Source organism: Anabaena sp. PCC 7108, from assembly GCF_000332135.1.
In the GTDB taxonomy this organism is placed as follows: Bacteria; Cyanobacteriota; Cyanobacteriia; order Cyanobacteriales; family Nostocaceae; genus Anabaena.
Genome location: NZ_KB235896.1, coordinates 1233310 through 1247663, shown reverse-complemented (window position 1 = coordinate 1247663; position 14354 = coordinate 1233310). Strand labels below are relative to the sequence as shown.

Here is a 14354-nt window from a genome sequence, read left to right as displayed (position 1 = left end):
ATTATTGTTATACCTAATGATTAATATGAGAGCGTGAATTATTTATTTAAATGTATCAGATTTTAGATAATTAAAAAATTTGCTTTGGATATCTTTTAACATCAATTATATCCGGCATATTTAACTAATTACGAATTACAAATTACGTTAGCGTAGCTCTCCCGAAGGGAGCATTACGAATTACGAATTACGAATTACGAATTACGAATTATTTTAATCTTCCTCCCCGCGTTCTCTGCGCTACGCCAGTTGCTACAACGCGGGAAACCCGCGCAACGCACTGGCTCCTCTGCGTGATAAAAATTAATTATACGCATTGTCTTTCTGTTCCCTGACTCCATAAATAAAATTCTTTGTTATTGGTTGCGAATATTAAAATAATTGATACACTTGTTCTTTGAGCTTCGGTTAACCAGCGCCTATGGTGTACGTCAAGCGCGTTGAACTCACAAACTTCAAATCCTTCGGTGGGACTACTTCTGTCCCTTTGCTGCCGGGGTGTACTGTCATATCTGGACCTAATGGTTCTGGTAAATCTAATATTCTCGATGCTTTGCTGTTTTGTTTGGGACTGGCTAGTTCTAAGGGTATGCGGGCTGAACGTTTACCTGATTTGGTAAATAATGCTCAAAAACATAAGGGACGTTCGGCGCTGGAAGCTAGTGTGACTGTGACTTTTGATATTTCTGATGTCTCACGCACCAGCGCAGCGAAGCACGAAAGTGCGTCAGGCGCAGAGGCGCAAAGTGAAGAGGCAAAGGGGCAGGGTGCAGGGCGCAGGGGAGATGTAGAAGAGGCGGAGGGGCAGGGCGCAGGGCGCAGGGGAGAGGAAGAAGTTGGGGAGGTTGCGGAAGAAAATCCAAAATCCAAAATCCAAAATCCAAAATCGAATGAATGGAGTGTGACTCGGCGGTTACGGGTTACTCATCAAGGAACTTATACGTCGAATTATTATATTAATGGTGTTGCTTGTACTCTGACTGAGTTACATGAGCAACTAAGTGACCTGCGGGTTTATCCTGAGGGGTATAATGTGGTGTTGCAAGGTGATGTGACTAGCATTATTTCGATGAATGCGCGGGAACGTCGGGAAATTATTGATGAGTTGGCTGGGGTGGCGACTTTTGATAGGAAGATTCGTCAAGCTAAGGCTACTTTGGATGAGGTGAAGGAAAAGGAAGACAGTTGTCGGATTATTGAGACTGAATTAACTGTACAGCGCGATCGCCTTTCTCAAGATAAAGCTAAGGCTGAAAGATATCAAAAGCTAAAAACGGAGTTTCTACATAAGCAGTCTTGGGAAGCGGTTCTATCTTGGCGTTCTCTCCAAGCACAGCAGGAAAAGTTAACGGCGCAAATTCAAACGGGCGATCGCAATTTTACCGATTTCACTACCCAACTGACAACGGTTAACGCAGAAATTATTCAAAAAACTGCTGAACTTGAGGAACTTAATCTCCACGTCAAAGCTTTGGGTGAGGAGGAACTTTTGGCGGTACAAGCTTCTCTGGCTACTCAAGAAGCTGAACGCAAGCAACTCCAACGTCAGCAAAAAGATTTGGAAACTGCTTTGGAAGAATGTAAAAGGCGTTTACATCAATCTCATCAGGATATTCAACAATATCAGCTTTCTTTAGAACAAGCTGCACAACAACAAAATGTAGAAACGTTGCAAGTAACGTCTTTACAAACAGAACGAAATGACGCACAACAAGCTTTAGAATCTTCTCGTGCTGCTGCGGCGGAAATTGCAACTGCTTCGGAGGCTTGGGTACAACAACAAACGGCTTTAAATCGCCAAATAGAAGTTTTGCTGCAAACTCTAGAACCTCAACGCACTGAACAAGCGCAATTACAAGAACGAAATACTCAATTACAGCAACTGCTTTCTGAACAATCTCAGCTAATTGCCACTTTAGAACCTGAATTAACAGCAAAGCAAGCTGAAGGTTTACGGGTGGAAACGGAATTCAATGCTTCTAGTCAGCCTATCCAAAATTTAGCTGAAAATCTGGCTGCGACTGAACAAGAGTTACAAATTCAACAAGAAACCCAAAAGCGTCTTTTGCAAGAACAACGGGAAAAGCAACGTCAGTTAGATAAATTAGAGGCACAAACTCAAGCGCAACAAGAAGTTCAAGGAACACAAGCCAGTAAAGTAATTTTACAGTCGGAAATGCCAGGATTATGTGGTTTGGTTGTGCAGTTGGGAAAGGTAGATCCTCGTTATCAGTTGGCGCTGGAAATCTCTGCTGGTGGACGTTTGGGACATATTGTGGTAGAAGATGATAGTATTGCCTCGGCGGGAATTGAACTGCTGAAACAAAAACGCGCCGGCAGAGCAACTTTTTTACCTTTGAATAAAATTCAAGCACCTAAATCTGTCCAAGATGCAACTTTGCGTTTTGCAGATGGTTTTGTGAATTATGCTGCTAATTTGGTGGAGTGCGATCGCCGTTATCGAGATGTGTTTAACTATGTTTTTGGGAATACTGTAGTTTTTGCTAGTCTTGCACAAGCGCGAAAAAATATCGGACTTTATCGCATTGTCACTTTACAAGGTGAATTATTAGAAACTAGCGGTGCGATGACTGGTGGGAGTAATACTCAGCGTTCAGCGTTACGCTTTGGAACTGGGGAAGCCGCAGAATCTGACGAAGTTACGAATTTAAGAACTCGCTTGGTAGATATTGAACGTGTTTTAGAACGTTGTGGAGAAGCAATTTCTACTTTAGCAATTCGCACCAAAACTCTAACTCAAGAACTGACGGAAGCACGTCAAGCAAGACGGGAACAGCAGTTACAGTTGGAACAGTTGCAAAAAGATATTAAGAGTTTAACAGCGCAATTGGCAACTACAAGCGCTCAACTTTCCCAAAATACCGAAAAATTCACCACGGCACAATCTCGTTTGGAAGTTCTAGATCGGGAATTACCAGGACAAGAAGCTCAACTGCAACAATTAAGACATACTTTATCAGAGTTGGAAGCTTCGCAAACGCCTAGTGAATGGCAACAAATCCAAGCAATCATTAAAACTCAAGAGCAACAATTACGACAAAAAGAAAGTGATTTAAGAGAAGCAGAACAAAGATTGAAAAATCTGGAAAATCAACAACAGCGTTTACAAGAAAAAATCCAAGAAGCGCAAACGCGGGTTTTACAATATCAACAGGAACAGGGAACAGGGAACAGGGAACAGGAAACAGTCAACAATCAACTAGTAGAACTGAATATCCAAATTACTGAAACTCAGGCTTCTTTGCGGAAAATGGAGGAGAATTTAGGAGAAGAGAAGCGAAAACGGGATGGGACAGAAACCGAAGTGCGATCGCTCTTATTGCGTCAACAACAATTACAATGGGAAATTGAAAAACTGCAAGAAATCCAGCAAAAGCGACGGGAAGAATTAGCAGCTTTGCAAACCCAATTGCGAGAATTAGGTGCAGAACTACCAAATCCCCTCCCAGAAGTTCCCAATCAAGTCGATTTGGATGAATTGCAGAAAGAATTGAGAAGTTTGTCCAAACGCTTACAGGCAATGGAACCTGTGAATATGTTAGCGTTAGAAGACCATGATAAAGTACAAAGTCGTCTCCAAGAACTTACCGATAAATTAACGACATTAGAAGCAGAACGGACAGAATTGCTTTTAAGAATTGAAAACTTTACTACCTTGCGACAAATTGCTTTTAAAGAAGCTTTCGACGCAGTAAACGAAAACTTTCAATCTATTTTCGCCACACTTTCCGACGGTGATGGTTATTTACAACTTGATAATCCTGAAGATCCCTTTAACAGTGGTTTGAACTTAGTCGCACACCCCAAAGGTAAACCTGTACAACGTTTAGCTTCCATGTCTGGGGGAGAAAAATCCTTAACTGCATTAAGTTTTATATTCTCCCTGCAACGTTATCGTCCATCTCCATTTTACGCCTTTGATGAAGTTGATATGTTTCTAGATGGGGCAAATGTGGAACGATTAGCGAGAATGATTAAACAACAAGCAGAACAAGCCCAATTCATTGTTGTGAGTTTGCGCCGTCCGATGATAGAATCAGCGCAACGCACAATTGGTGTAACTCAAGCTAGAGGCGCATATACTCAAGTTTTGGGGATTAAGTTAAGTGACAGATGATATGGCTAAAAATGCTATAAATTAACCCCTTGTTCTGCTAGTAACTGTCTTAATTTAGCTAATTTTGCTTCGGCTAAATCTGCACGTTGTTTTTCTTTTTCTACTGGTGTAGGCAACCAGTTATTATCTCGATCATACCAACGTAGCCACAATCTGGTTAATCCTTGATATTCTCCATGCCATAATCCTAAACCCAATTCTGCTTCTTCTAACCATACTCCTAGTCCATTGATGGGCAAAGGTTGATAACGACTCATTACCAACCCAAAACAATTAAACTCATCTCTATAACGGTTATAAACAAAATAATAAGGGATTCTCAGGATTTGTTCATAAACAGACCATTTATTAGGAGGTTGATTAACTTCCCTTAAACTCCTCCCTAAATCTTCCGCTTCTGTACCTGGTGATACCAATTCTATAGCGACAAAAGGATTTACTCCCTCCTGCCAAGTAACGTAACTTAATCGGAGTTCTGTTTCTTGATAAAATCGAGACACCCCCAATACTGCAAACCAATCTGGGCGTTTATACCATTGGGTATGACGGGAATCATAATATAAGTTTAAATCACTACCTGTGAATACATTATCTTCAGTATAGTTGGGCGGACGAAATGTACTGCGTAGTAATTCTGGTTGTAATAGGTGAAATTCATCTGGCAATCCTGGTTCCTCCTGATTTTCACTAGGTAAATCATACATAGTTGGCAATACTTCTTGAGGAGATAATGGTGGATCTATTTGATACATGATTGATTAGCTCCTTGCCTTAGCGTCGCTGATTGAAGATATTGTAATTTAAAAATTATCTTCAGATACGTGAAACTTGAATATATGTGAATATGCTTAGATGTAGTGTGCCGTTTCTATCTCTAATAATAAAATGTCTACAATTTGTGCATTTAAACTTATTATAAGCACCTAGCCTAACATAGACGTGACCAAAGCTCACATCTTGCACTAAAATCATGAGATAACAGGCACAGTTTATAGTTGTGAGTTTGCGTCGTCCGATGATAGAGTCAGCACAGCGCACAATTGGTGTAACTCAAGCCAGAGGCGCGTATACTCAAGTTTTGGGTATTAAATTGCAATCATCTGATCATTGAACCAGTCCGCAAGATTGCGTAAGATATATAATTGTGGAGCGATTCCAGTTCGTTCGCCTACCTCTAGTCATCCGGTAAAATTGAACATAGGGCAATTGTCCCAAACTTTAGATGGATTAATTAACTATTTAAGTACAGTTGGTTTAGCTATGACCTGTTCACGCGGCAAAGCATCTCCTGATACAAACACGAAACTTAGGTTGTTTTCTGACTCCGGGGGCTACTGCCAGAACCCTCAATGTCTCGTACCACTCTTTAAGGAGATTGGAGACAAACAAATTCATATAGCTGAGATGGCTCATGTTTTTAGTGCTAGTAATGTAGGACCGCGTGCAAATAAAAAGCTTTCTGAAGAGGAAAGGGGTGCTTACGAAAACCTGATTCTTTTGTGTCCTACTTGTCACACTATTATTGATAAGGCTGAAGAAGAATACCCTGATTCTATTCTTCAAGAATGGAAGTGTTCTCATCGTGAAAAAATTGCTGAACGATTTGCAGTTACTGAATACCCTTCTCGAAGTTCGGTACGCTTGGCAATTCTGCCAAAGTTGAAAGAGAATAGGATGATATTTTTGAGATATGGTCCGGAAACGGATGAAAGATTTAATCCTGAAAGTGGCTTTCCAGTAATATGGCTTAGAAAAATACGAAGCACAATATTACCCAATAATCGCCATATTCTTCATCTGCTTGATGCTAACCAAAAATATCTAAATGAACAAGAGCTTGAAACGCTTGAAGTCTTCCGTCAACATGCAGATGATTTTGAAGCTTATCATTTAGGTATCTCTGATGAACATGGGTCTCAATTTCCAGCAGAGATGAATCAGATATTGGGAGATTTCTAATGCCTCAAAGCCGAGAAGATACATGGACTGGATCATGGCTAGTCAACAAATTAGAAAGTCATGATAACATCACAGCAGCCTTCAGCGTCTCCCCCAATCGCGTAAGAGTCAAGAGAACAATCGGGGATGAATATGAGGTCGCTACAATAGCCCTAATGGATGTTAAGAAGTCTGACCTTTTAGATATTTTAACCTTTGAGACAGGGGTCAGCTTTGTTACGAATATTTCAAAGAATGCTTATTATCACGGTAGTGCGATTGAACTGGCGGAAGAAAATAAGATAGTAATAGGTGATCTTGGTGACCTTTATCGTGCCATGAGAGCGGAGCATCCGAGATCATACATTAACCCAGATGTAAAGTTTATTTTAAGAGGACTACAGCAACACACTCGTATTTCTACTGTGAAGCGCCTTGATGACCGACGATATCAGTTAGAAAGAATAGGGCTACATCAGGTTGTAATATTAGCTCTTCATGATTATGACTTATCAGCAGATACCATACGAAATGGTCTCGATAAGTATGGTCACTGTGATGCAATTCTTGCTGCAAATCAAAACTGTCGTCCAACGACTTTAGCAAAGGAGGCTGCTGATTCTGCCGGAGTCCAGATTTATAAGTGGGCAGAGTTATTAGGAGCTTTAAACAAACCGTGGAATTGAAGGAGGTAGTTCAATATCTTAAATGCCTTGCAAATAAACTTTCTAAAGAGTTCCCAAATTTACGCTGGTATCTTTTCGGTTCACTATTACGACAAGAGGCTCTGCCCAGTGATGTTGATCTTCTCATTATTTACCAGTGTGGAGTTGACACTGGAAAGCTTCGTACTAAGCTTAGTGCAATGTGCCTGCGCTTACCTATAGATCTACTTCTGCTTAGAGAAGATGAGGAGTCGGAACTTAGTTTTATTGCTGAACAGTCTGCAATGTGCATTTTCCCGTTATAGCCTTCTAATAAAGTTTTCACTTTAGGATTCTTGCTTACCTAGATGAACTGTTGAATCATTAGCTTTAATCCTTCGTCAACCCCGCTACAGTGCGATCGCTTGTAGGTTAGATTTATAAAGTGCGATCGCTCGTAGGTTAGCTTGTAGGTTGGATTGATAAGGTGCGATCGCTTGTAGGTTAGATGGATAAAGTGCGATCGTCTATTGGGGTTAAGTGTGAACGGTGATTTTGTAGTGCGATCGCTTGTAGGTTGGATTGAGCAAGTGCGATCGCTCGTAAGTTCGGTTGACCAAGTGCGATAGCGAAGCTCCGCAGGAATCGCACAACGCTGACTTTCAGTTCGATTTTTTCCATTTTCATAGAACTCGAAAAATCAAGTACAATTAATTTAGTGCCAACATAACATCTAATATCATGAATAATCTTATATTAAATAGAATAACAATTAACCATGATATTTGTCATGGTAAACCGTGTATTCGTGGATTACGCTATCCAGTGGAAATGATCTTAGAACTTTTGAGTTCAGGCATGAATATTGATGATATTTTAGAAGATTATGATGATTTAGAATACGAAGACATTTTAGCAGTTCTCAGCTTTGCTACTCGACTCACTCAAGTTAAAAGTATCCTCCAATTAGTTTCATGAAATTCTTGATTGATGCTCAATTACCAATGCGAATTGCTAATTTATTAGAGAACTTAGGTTGTGATGTTATACATACTAAGAATCTTCCTTTAAAAAATGCAACTCCAGATTCAGAAATCAACAAACTATCAATCCTGGAACAGAGAATTGTTATTACCAAAGATAAAGATTTTTTAGATTCTTTTTTAATCAAACAAGAGCCTTACAAACTACTACTAATAACGACAGGTAATATTAGTAACAAACAAATTGAACAACTTTTTCGACAAAATATTAATCAAATAATAGAATTGTTTTTGACGTATGATTTTTTAGAAATGACCAGAGATAGTTTGATTATTCATTAGTGCGAGTTCGCCTATTGGTGTTAAGTGTGATCGATGATCAATCACATTAGACTTATAAAGCGAGACTGTTTATAATATTAGGACTTACGCACTGTACGAATCTGCCATGATGTGAATGAACGAAATTGCGTCGTTTTCGCCTTTGGGAATAACTTATTGAGTAAGGTGCGTCAGATAGAGAGAATCTGTTTTTTGTGAAAATATCGTGTCTGACGCACCCTACAAGAAATATAATTCATATTACATATTTGAGGAATCTTGTCAATGCGTAAGTCCTAAATATATTGAATAGACAACATATATTAGACAACCATTCAAACATAGGAGCTATCTATGTTGTTACAACCCACATTCCGCACCCTGGGGTGTCACATAGTATTATCACTTAATTCTCTCTTGATTTTTGGATATAAATTATGCCTTATCGACATCATGTATCCGTTAATTCATTGAGATGTGGTATACAATACATCCTCATATCATCACAAAAAAGAGTAAAAACCGATTGTGACAGTTGAGGGTGCGGAAGATAGGTTACAAGAACTTAAAGATCAGATATTCAAACTACCATCAAGCGATCGCTTCCCTCGCCGCAGGTATCGCTTAGAAATAACGACTCACAGGAATAGCGATTACTAGGTCGCGCTAGTTCCCTCCGGGACGCTTTGCGTTGGCGTTAGCCTTGGGTTAGCAATACGCTATCGCCCTATGAGGAAACTATTTGAGAACTATTTAACTTTGAATTTTTTGAGCTATAGTATTGTCATACAGAGTTATGACAAGCAAAAATATGAGAGTTAATGCAAGGCTTGATAGCGATCGCGCTAGTAAGTTTAATTATATTCGCCAGCGTACAAATCAAGGTGCGTCTGACATTATGAAAGTGGCGATCGATCTTTATTATGAAAAATTACATCAAGAATCCCCTGTAAAACCTTTGCAACTCCTTAGAGAATCAGGGTTGATTGGTTGTGCTGAAGGGGACTCTGATTTGTCGGTTAATTACAAGCAATATCTCACTGAAAGTCTTAACGAAAAATATGGTCATCGTTGATTCTGGCTTTTGGATAGCACTAATCAATCGCCGTGATGATTATCATGTTCTCGCTCAAGAAGTTCTAGATACGATTGATGAGCCTCTGGTTACAACATGGTGTGTGATTACGGAAACTTGTCATATTCTCTTGAAACGTACAGGCACAAATGCTCAACAGACGTTTATTCATAGCCTAGAAATTGGTGCTTTTGAGGTTTTTGATCTCAACGTTCAAGATGGGAAAAGAATCAGTGAATTGATGAATCAATATAGTTCTCTGCCAATGGATTTAGCGGACGCTTCATTGATTATTCTTGCCGAACATTTGGGGCATGGGCGGATTCTATCTGTTGATTTTCGGGACTTTAATACTTACCGCTGGAAAAATCGTCATCCTTTTGAGAATTTGATGTCTATTAACTAAAAATCATGACTCACAGTAATAGCGATTCCTACGGAGCGCTTCGCTATCGCAATACCGCAAACCCTTTAGAAGATAGATTGTTGAGGCGATCTCACTTCATAGAAGAAAGTGATCGCAGTAACTTGACAGTTAGCCAAAAACACAGTTAAATGTGAAAAAATATCTTGTGAAATCCTACATCCCAATAAAATTGATATTTATGAATGAACTTAAACTTACTGATATCACACAAAATTTCACTGAGGAAGATGCTTGTAAACAAATTGTAAGCTGGGTAACTCGTAATAGCACTAATCATCAAGTCATTAACATAGATAAAGTAATAGAAGATTATCTTGAAAAACACAAACCTAACGGGTGGGACACTAAATCTGGTGTTTATTGTCCCACATTTTATGATACTGAAACTAGCGTAGAAGCTTTCTATGATGCGGCTTGGTATTTTTGTTCAAGAGGTATTCTTCGACCTGCACCTCTGAACAATCAAGAAGAGCTTCAATATCCCAAAAACTTTTGTGCAAAATTTTTACTTACAAGCTTTGGAAAAAAATGGATCTCAAAGTGTGAAATAAATGAATGTATACCATCAGAACATGGAAGATTTTCTAAACTTTTAAGTGATCGAGATAATTTATTTGGTCAGGGTTATCAATCGCGTAGCCAAGAAGCACTGAGTTGCTATCGTTCACAAAACTATTTTGCTTGTTGCGTGATGTGTGGAGCAACATACGAATCAGTCTTACTAGCTCTTGCGATTAAGAAAAGTGGAAATGAGCAAGATATTCTTGACAAATACAAGTCAAGTCGAGGCAGAACTACAATTGAGAATATTCTTATTGGTCAGCTTAATGGTTTTATTAAAGCTGATTTTCGTAAGTATAGTGAATTATTAAAGTATTGGCGAGATGATGCTGCTCATGGGGCAAGTTTAAATATTGGAGAAGAAGAAGCTTTTACTTCGCTGATCCTTTTGCTTAGATTTATTCAATATGCTGAAAAGAATTTTTCCGTTTTGACAAGTTCTCAAACAATCTAGAAATGAAATTTTAGACTCGAAAAGTAGGAATAATTATTTAGTGCGATCGCCGATCTTGTAGGTTGGGTTGACGAAAGGAAACCCAACATTTCCACACAAACAATATTCCCTTCCAAAATTAATTAACATTGTTCTCGCTTAACTGGTTGGGTTGCGTTCCTTAACTCAACCTACAGTGTGATCTCCCTGCAAGCAGTTCGCCTTTCATAATGGAGAAGTTAATGTTATAAGTACTAGGACAGAATTAATTACACAATGTCATTGCGAATGGAACGCAGTGGAATGACGCAATCGCAAGGGCTGGGATTGCTTCGCTTCGCTCGCAATGACTGTAAATATTTTTGTCCAATTACTTATTTTTCATAATTATAAGGTCGTTTCTTTTGTAGGAATAACTAGTATGTCTGCCTTATCTAAACAAATTTTACAAACGGTAGAGGTATTACCGACGGAAGATCAGTATCAGGTGTTAACTTTTGTAGTCGCTGTAGGGTGCGTTACTTAACGCGCCTTTTTGCTTTTAATTATGACGAATTTGTAATAATTATGCGTTACGTTACGCTACGCTAACATATCCTACTGTTGCTGATTTACATATTCTATTCATCTAAAAGTTAAAATTTTAAAGGTACTTTTCAGTAAACATCATCCCTAACAAAATCCGACGGACTTAAAATTGGTAATATTCTCCGATAAGGATGAAGAATCAACAAATCTTGATCACCTGTAATTAAAACATTTGCCGAACCATTAATTGCTACATCTAAATATTTGTTATCCTTTGTATCTCGACAATCATTAATTAACTCAAGAATCGAGACTAACTCGGCGGCTGCCCTAAATTCCGCTAAAAATTTTTGACGACGTGCTACAGAAATGTAACGATCAAACTTAGAACGAAATATCACACTTTCGCACTCCGCAAAAGTTTCAACTGAAATCAATAAGATGCCAGTCTCAAGAGCTTTTTGGTAAGCTAGATTAGCAGTAGAACCAGGAGATAAAACAGCACTAACCAAGACATTAGCGTCCAAAACATAGCGATTAAGCATCACTGTTAAGTATCTCGTTTAACAGTTCTAAGGTTAGTCCATTTGCCTGAGCTTCAGCCCCTAAATCCGCCGATATATTTTTTAAACGAAGATTTTTAATCTTTACCAAATCCTCATAATCATTCATCGAAATAATAGCCACATAATTGCGATCATGTTCCTTTACAAGAATGGGTTCTTGTTGGGCGCTATCCATAATGTAAGCAAAATCTTCCTTTACTTCTGAAACTGAAACTTGTCGCATTACATTTTGTTTGAGAAATAACTCTGGTCATTCTAACATACCCTGTAGGGCGATAGAGAAGTGCTGCTGCAAGCAGATCGCAGTTTCCATCGTTGATGTATATTTTGTAGGGTGCGTTACTTAAAGCGTCTTTTTGCTTTTAATTATGATTAATTTGTAATTATTATGCGTTACGCTAACACATCCTACTGTTACTATTTTAAAAAATTTAGGGCGATCGCTTGCCCATCCTTCGTCCCATAATATTGCTACTCGACAGAATTTAAATGTATTGCTACAATGCAATATATGAAGGCCACTCTAATCGCCAAAGCAAAAGAAGTTCATGACGACGGATCAATCGTCGAGGTTGTTATATGGGAATTACCAGAGCCAACACCACCAAAGACATTGAAACCTGGAGTGAATCATGAAAGCAATTATTGAAGTAGCCAAAGGTGGTTCTGCAATCCGAGCCGCTCGTCAACAAATTAAAGACTCCGAAATTGGAAAGCCAGTAAATTTTAGACTTTCATTTGAATCTGCAAAATCACTTTTTAGCGAGCTAACGCCTGCTCGACTTGATTTGCTTGATACTTTAAGCAAAATAGAGCCATGCAGTATTTACGCGCTGGCAAAAACAGCCGAAAGAAACTATTCAAACGTACACACAGACGTAAATCGCCTGGAAGAACTGGGATTAATTGAACGGACAGAAGAAGACAAAATATCTGTACCGTTTGAAGCCGTTGAAATATTCATGCCACTAACGAAAAATTAACTTCTTTTTCTGCTAGTAACTGTCTTCATTTAGCTAATTCTGCTTCGGCTAAATCTGCACGTTGTTTTTCCTGTTCTACTGGTGTAGGCAACCAGTTATTATCTCGATTCTCTAAGAATAAAATATCCACAATTAACGATTAAGAAGATAACTCTCTTGGGAAGTCAAAAGTGAAAGTAATCTTCTGCCGAAACAACAAAAATTGTTATAAAATCGGAAGATATGCCATTTTTTATCAATTATTTGCATATTCAGCCAAATGCAATTTTACCCGATTAATGGCATCTGGGGCGATCGCAGCATCAGCATCCACAAAAAAACATCCGCTTTCCCCTTCAGCCGCACCTAAGCCCATTTTACGCATTTGACGAAGAGATATGTTTTTAGATGGGGCAAACGTCGAACGATTAGCTAGAATGGTTAAACAACAGGCACAACAAGCGCAGTTCATTGTTGTGAGCTTGCGTCGGCCGATGATAGAATCAGCCCAACGCACAATAGGGGTAACTCAAGCCAGGGGAGCGTATACTCAAGTTTTGGGTATTAAATAAAGTGACAGGTGACAGGCAACAGATAAAGATATCACCAATTACCAATTACCAGCCTAAAATAGATAATTAACAACTTGAGTTAATATATAAACTTGAGTTTCTGTTAAAAATAGTATATGTATAAACCAGATTCGAGATTGCCTACGGCACGTTAAGCGAACAGGACGACCTATAGAATGACCTCTGAACAAGTTATTAGACGTTCCGATATATTAAACACTCAGGTAATCACCCGCGACAACGGCAAGCGGCTAGGTATCGTGAGTCAAGTCTGGATTGACATTGATCAAAGAGAGGTTGTGGCACTTGGTTTACGAGACAGCCTGATCTCTATCTCTGGACTGCCTCGCCAAATGTACCTCAATAATATCAATCAAATCGGTGATGTCATACTCGTTGATAACGAAGACGTAATCGAAGATATTGAGGTTGAAGTCCTCAGCAACTTGATGAACTGGGAAGTTATCACCGAAACTGGTGAAGTACTAGGTAAGGTGCGAGGCTTTAAATTTAATGGAGAAACGGGAAAAATTTACTCCATAGTCATAGCTTCCTTGGGAGTTCCTCAAATACCTGACCAATTTTTGAGTACCTACGAAATCTCAATAGATGAAATTGTCAGTACAGGCCCCAGTCGCTTGATTGTCTTTGAAGGTGCTGAAGAACGAGTTAACCAGTTGACAGTCGGTATCCTAGAAAGATTAGGAGTTGGTAAAGCACCTTGGGAAAGAAATGCAGAAGAAGAGTATGGCTATTCTGCACCACGTACAGTTTCACCAGCCAATCAACTACCTAGTGGAGTCCCATTACAGCCTCCTAGAGCAAAACTCCGCACTCCTGAACCAGTAGTGAGGGAAGAAGAGGAATGGACTGAAGACTATATAGAAGAAGAAAGACCACAAAGGCGGGTAATGCAAGCACGCCAATACGAATCTATTCAATATGAAGAAGATGAAGAGGATAACTGGAGTGAAGCAAGTGGTCAAGATAGATATCAAGAACCACTAAAAGCTCAAACCTACAAAAAGCCATACACCGACGATTATGACGATTATGACGATGTCGAAGGTGACGCTTGGGAAGATGCACCACAGCCAGTTAATATTCCTAAGAAGGTGAAGGAAAGACAACCAGAGTACGAAGAAGAAGGCGGATATTAATAACTTGTAGAAATTACCTAACAGTTTCAAATCCAACAATTTACTG

Annotated in this window: 17 protein-coding genes and 1 pseudogene; 13 read left to right on the top strand and 5 right to left on the bottom strand. The window is 39.1% G+C overall.

Features of this window, described 5'->3' with window-relative positions:
• Positions 1-421: 421 nt before the first annotated feature.
• Positions 422-4138, top strand: a complete 3717-nt coding sequence (gene smc / locus ANA7108_RS0106465; protein WP_016949958.1) for a chromosome segregation protein SMC — start codon at positions 422-424, stop codon at positions 4136-4138.
• A 14-nt stretch (positions 4139-4152) separates the two neighbouring features.
• Here the strand turns inward: smc and ANA7108_RS0106460 are convergent, their stop codons facing one another.
• Positions 4153-4890 carry a Uma2 family endonuclease gene (locus tag ANA7108_RS0106460; protein ID WP_016949957.1) on the bottom strand — a complete coding sequence of 246 codons (738 nt, stop codon included), beginning with the start codon at positions 4888-4890 and terminating at the stop codon, positions 4153-4155.
• Positions 4891-5344: 454 nt separating this feature from the next.
• Here ANA7108_RS0106460 and ANA7108_RS0106455 point away from each other — a divergent pair, with 454 nt between their 5' ends.
• From ANA7108_RS0106455 to ANA7108_RS31350, 3 genes are read left to right on the top strand one after another with little or no spacing between them, the layout of a single operon-like run.
• Positions 5345-6097 carry a hypothetical protein gene (locus tag ANA7108_RS0106455; protein ID WP_144052359.1) on the top strand — a complete coding sequence of 251 codons (753 nt, stop codon included), beginning with the start codon at positions 5345-5347 and terminating at the stop codon, positions 6095-6097.
• Positions 6097-6762, top strand: a complete 666-nt coding sequence (locus ANA7108_RS0106450; protein WP_016949955.1) for a hypothetical protein — start codon at positions 6097-6099, stop codon at positions 6760-6762. Before ANA7108_RS0106455 ends, ANA7108_RS0106450 begins: the two co-directional genes overlap by 1 nt.
• On the top strand, positions 6720-7046 hold the full coding sequence (locus tag ANA7108_RS31350) for a nucleotidyltransferase domain-containing protein (protein ID WP_144052358.1): 327 nt from the start codon (positions 6720-6722) through the stop codon (positions 7044-7046). Before ANA7108_RS0106450 ends, ANA7108_RS31350 begins: the two co-directional genes overlap by 43 nt.
• A 178-nt stretch (positions 7047-7224) precedes the next feature.
• Here the strand turns inward: ANA7108_RS31350 and ANA7108_RS29505 are convergent, their stop codons facing one another.
• Positions 7225-7401 (bottom strand): hypothetical protein, encoded by a 177-nt coding sequence (locus tag ANA7108_RS29505; protein ID WP_158318346.1) that lies wholly within the window; start codon positions 7399-7401, stop codon positions 7225-7227.
• Between the two features lie 60 nt (positions 7402-7461).
• On the opposite strand from ANA7108_RS29505, the gene ANA7108_RS0106440 reads away from it, so the two are divergent.
• From ANA7108_RS0106440 to ANA7108_RS0106420, 6 genes are all read left to right on the top strand, one after another.
• Entirely contained in the window at positions 7462-7698 is a 237-nt protein-coding gene (locus ANA7108_RS0106440) for a DUF433 domain-containing protein (RefSeq protein WP_016949953.1), read from the top strand.
• Positions 7695-8045, top strand: coding sequence for a DUF5615 family PIN-like protein (locus ANA7108_RS0106435; RefSeq protein ID WP_016949952.1), 351 nt, complete (start codon positions 7695-7697; stop codon positions 8043-8045). The genes ANA7108_RS0106440 and ANA7108_RS0106435 overlap by 4 nt, the downstream gene beginning before the upstream one ends.
• 775 nt (positions 8046-8820) lie before the next feature.
• Positions 8821-9099, top strand: a complete 279-nt coding sequence (locus ANA7108_RS0106430; RefSeq protein ID WP_190382954.1) for a CopG family transcriptional regulator — start codon at positions 8821-8823, stop codon at positions 9097-9099.
• On the top strand, positions 9086-9505 hold the full coding sequence (locus ANA7108_RS0106425; RefSeq protein WP_016949950.1) for a type II toxin-antitoxin system VapC family toxin: 420 nt from the start codon (positions 9086-9088) through the stop codon (positions 9503-9505). The genes ANA7108_RS0106430 and ANA7108_RS0106425 overlap by 14 nt, the downstream gene beginning before the upstream one ends.
• 5 nt (positions 9506-9510) lie before the next feature.
• Positions 9511-9654 carry a hypothetical protein gene (locus ANA7108_RS30115; RefSeq protein ID WP_158318345.1) on the top strand — a complete coding sequence of 48 codons (144 nt, stop codon included), beginning with the start codon at positions 9511-9513 and terminating at the stop codon, positions 9652-9654.
• A gap of 50 nt (positions 9655-9704) precedes the next feature.
• Positions 9705-10541 (top strand): hypothetical protein, encoded by an 837-nt coding sequence (locus ANA7108_RS0106420; protein WP_016949949.1) that lies wholly within the window; start codon positions 9705-9707, stop codon positions 10539-10541.
• Between the two features lie 635 nt (positions 10542-11176).
• Here the strand turns inward: ANA7108_RS0106420 and ANA7108_RS0106415 are convergent.
• Together ANA7108_RS0106415 and ANA7108_RS0106410 are read right to left on the bottom strand one after the other, a co-directional pair.
• Positions 11177-11593 (bottom strand): putative toxin-antitoxin system toxin component, PIN family, encoded by a 417-nt coding sequence (locus ANA7108_RS0106415; protein ID WP_016949948.1) that lies wholly within the window; start codon positions 11591-11593, stop codon positions 11177-11179.
• A complete protein-coding gene (locus ANA7108_RS0106410) occupies positions 11586-11837 on the bottom strand; it encodes a type II toxin-antitoxin system Phd/YefM family antitoxin (protein ID WP_015081441.1) in 252 nt (83 codons plus the stop codon). The genes ANA7108_RS0106415 and ANA7108_RS0106410 overlap by 8 nt, the downstream gene beginning before the upstream one ends.
• Before the next feature lie 409 nt (positions 11838-12246).
• On the opposite strand from ANA7108_RS0106410, the gene ANA7108_RS0106400 reads away from it, so the two are divergent.
• Positions 12247-12597 carry a MarR family transcriptional regulator gene (locus tag ANA7108_RS0106400; RefSeq protein ID WP_016949946.1) on the top strand — a complete coding sequence of 117 codons (351 nt, stop codon included), beginning with the start codon at positions 12247-12249 and terminating at the stop codon, positions 12595-12597.
• 235 nt (positions 12598-12832) lie between these two features.
• Here the strand turns inward: ANA7108_RS0106400 and ANA7108_RS31170 are convergent, their stop codons facing one another.
• Complete coding sequence (locus ANA7108_RS31170; protein ID WP_255344871.1) at positions 12833-12961, bottom strand: hypothetical protein; 129 nt, start codon at positions 12959-12961, stop codon at positions 12833-12835.
• Between ANA7108_RS31170 and ANA7108_RS28605 the strand changes: the two are divergent.
• Both ANA7108_RS28605 and ANA7108_RS0106380 read left to right on the top strand, forming a co-directional pair.
• Positions 12946-13148, top strand: a pseudogene (locus tag ANA7108_RS28605) (hypothetical protein); the annotation flags it as partial. The gene ANA7108_RS31170 and the pseudogene ANA7108_RS28605 overlap by 16 nt on opposite strands.
• Positions 13149-13324: 176 nt before the next feature.
• The gene (locus ANA7108_RS0106380) at positions 13325-14308 is read left to right on the top strand and encodes a PRC-barrel domain-containing protein (protein ID WP_016949942.1); all 984 of its coding nucleotides are present in this window, start codon (positions 13325-13327) and stop codon (positions 14306-14308) included.
• Positions 14309-14354: the final 46 nt, after the last annotated feature.

Excerpts from the sequence above, each read along its gene's own strand:
- ANA7108_RS0106380 (WP_016949942.1), top strand. The coding sequence starts at position 13,325 with ATGACCTCTGAACAAGTTATTAGACGTTCCGATATATTAAACACTCAG.
- ANA7108_RS0106450 (WP_016949955.1), top strand. The coding sequence starts at position 6,097 with ATGCCTCAAAGCCGAGAAGATACATGGACTGGATCATGGCTAGTCAAC.
- ANA7108_RS0106430 (WP_190382954.1), top strand. The coding sequence starts at position 8,821 with ATGACAAGCAAAAATATGAGAGTTAATGCAAGGCTTGATAGCGATCGC.
- ANA7108_RS0106425 (WP_016949950.1), top strand. The coding sequence starts at position 9,086 with ATGGTCATCGTTGATTCTGGCTTTTGGATAGCACTAATCAATCGCCGT.
- ANA7108_RS31170 (WP_255344871.1), bottom strand. The coding sequence starts at position 12,961 with ATGCGTAAAATGGGCTTAGGTGCGGCTGAAGGGGAAAGCGGATGTTTT.
- ANA7108_RS0106460 (WP_016949957.1), bottom strand. The coding sequence starts at position 4,890 with ATGTATCAAATAGATCCACCATTATCTCCTCAAGAAGTATTGCCAACT.
- ANA7108_RS0106415 (WP_016949948.1), bottom strand. The coding sequence starts at position 11,593 with ATGCTTAATCGCTATGTTTTGGACGCTAATGTCTTGGTTAGTGCTGTT.
- ANA7108_RS0106435 (WP_016949952.1), top strand. The coding sequence starts at position 7,695 with ATGAAATTCTTGATTGATGCTCAATTACCAATGCGAATTGCTAATTTA.
- ANA7108_RS0106440 (WP_016949953.1), top strand. The coding sequence starts at position 7,462 with ATGAATAATCTTATATTAAATAGAATAACAATTAACCATGATATTTGT.
- smc (WP_016949958.1), top strand. The coding sequence starts at position 422 with ATGGTGTACGTCAAGCGCGTTGAACTCACAAACTTCAAATCCTTCGGT.
- ANA7108_RS0106420 (WP_016949949.1), top strand. The coding sequence starts at position 9,705 with ATGAATGAACTTAAACTTACTGATATCACACAAAATTTCACTGAGGAA.
- ANA7108_RS29505 (WP_158318346.1), bottom strand. The coding sequence starts at position 7,401 with ATGGAAAAAATCGAACTGAAAGTCAGCGTTGTGCGATTCCTGCGGAGC.
- ANA7108_RS0106400 (WP_016949946.1), top strand. The coding sequence starts at position 12,247 with ATGAAAGCAATTATTGAAGTAGCCAAAGGTGGTTCTGCAATCCGAGCC.
- ANA7108_RS0106410 (WP_015081441.1), bottom strand. The coding sequence starts at position 11,837 with ATGCGACAAGTTTCAGTTTCAGAAGTAAAGGAAGATTTTGCTTACATT.
- ANA7108_RS30115 (WP_158318345.1), top strand. The coding sequence starts at position 9,511 with ATGACTCACAGTAATAGCGATTCCTACGGAGCGCTTCGCTATCGCAAT.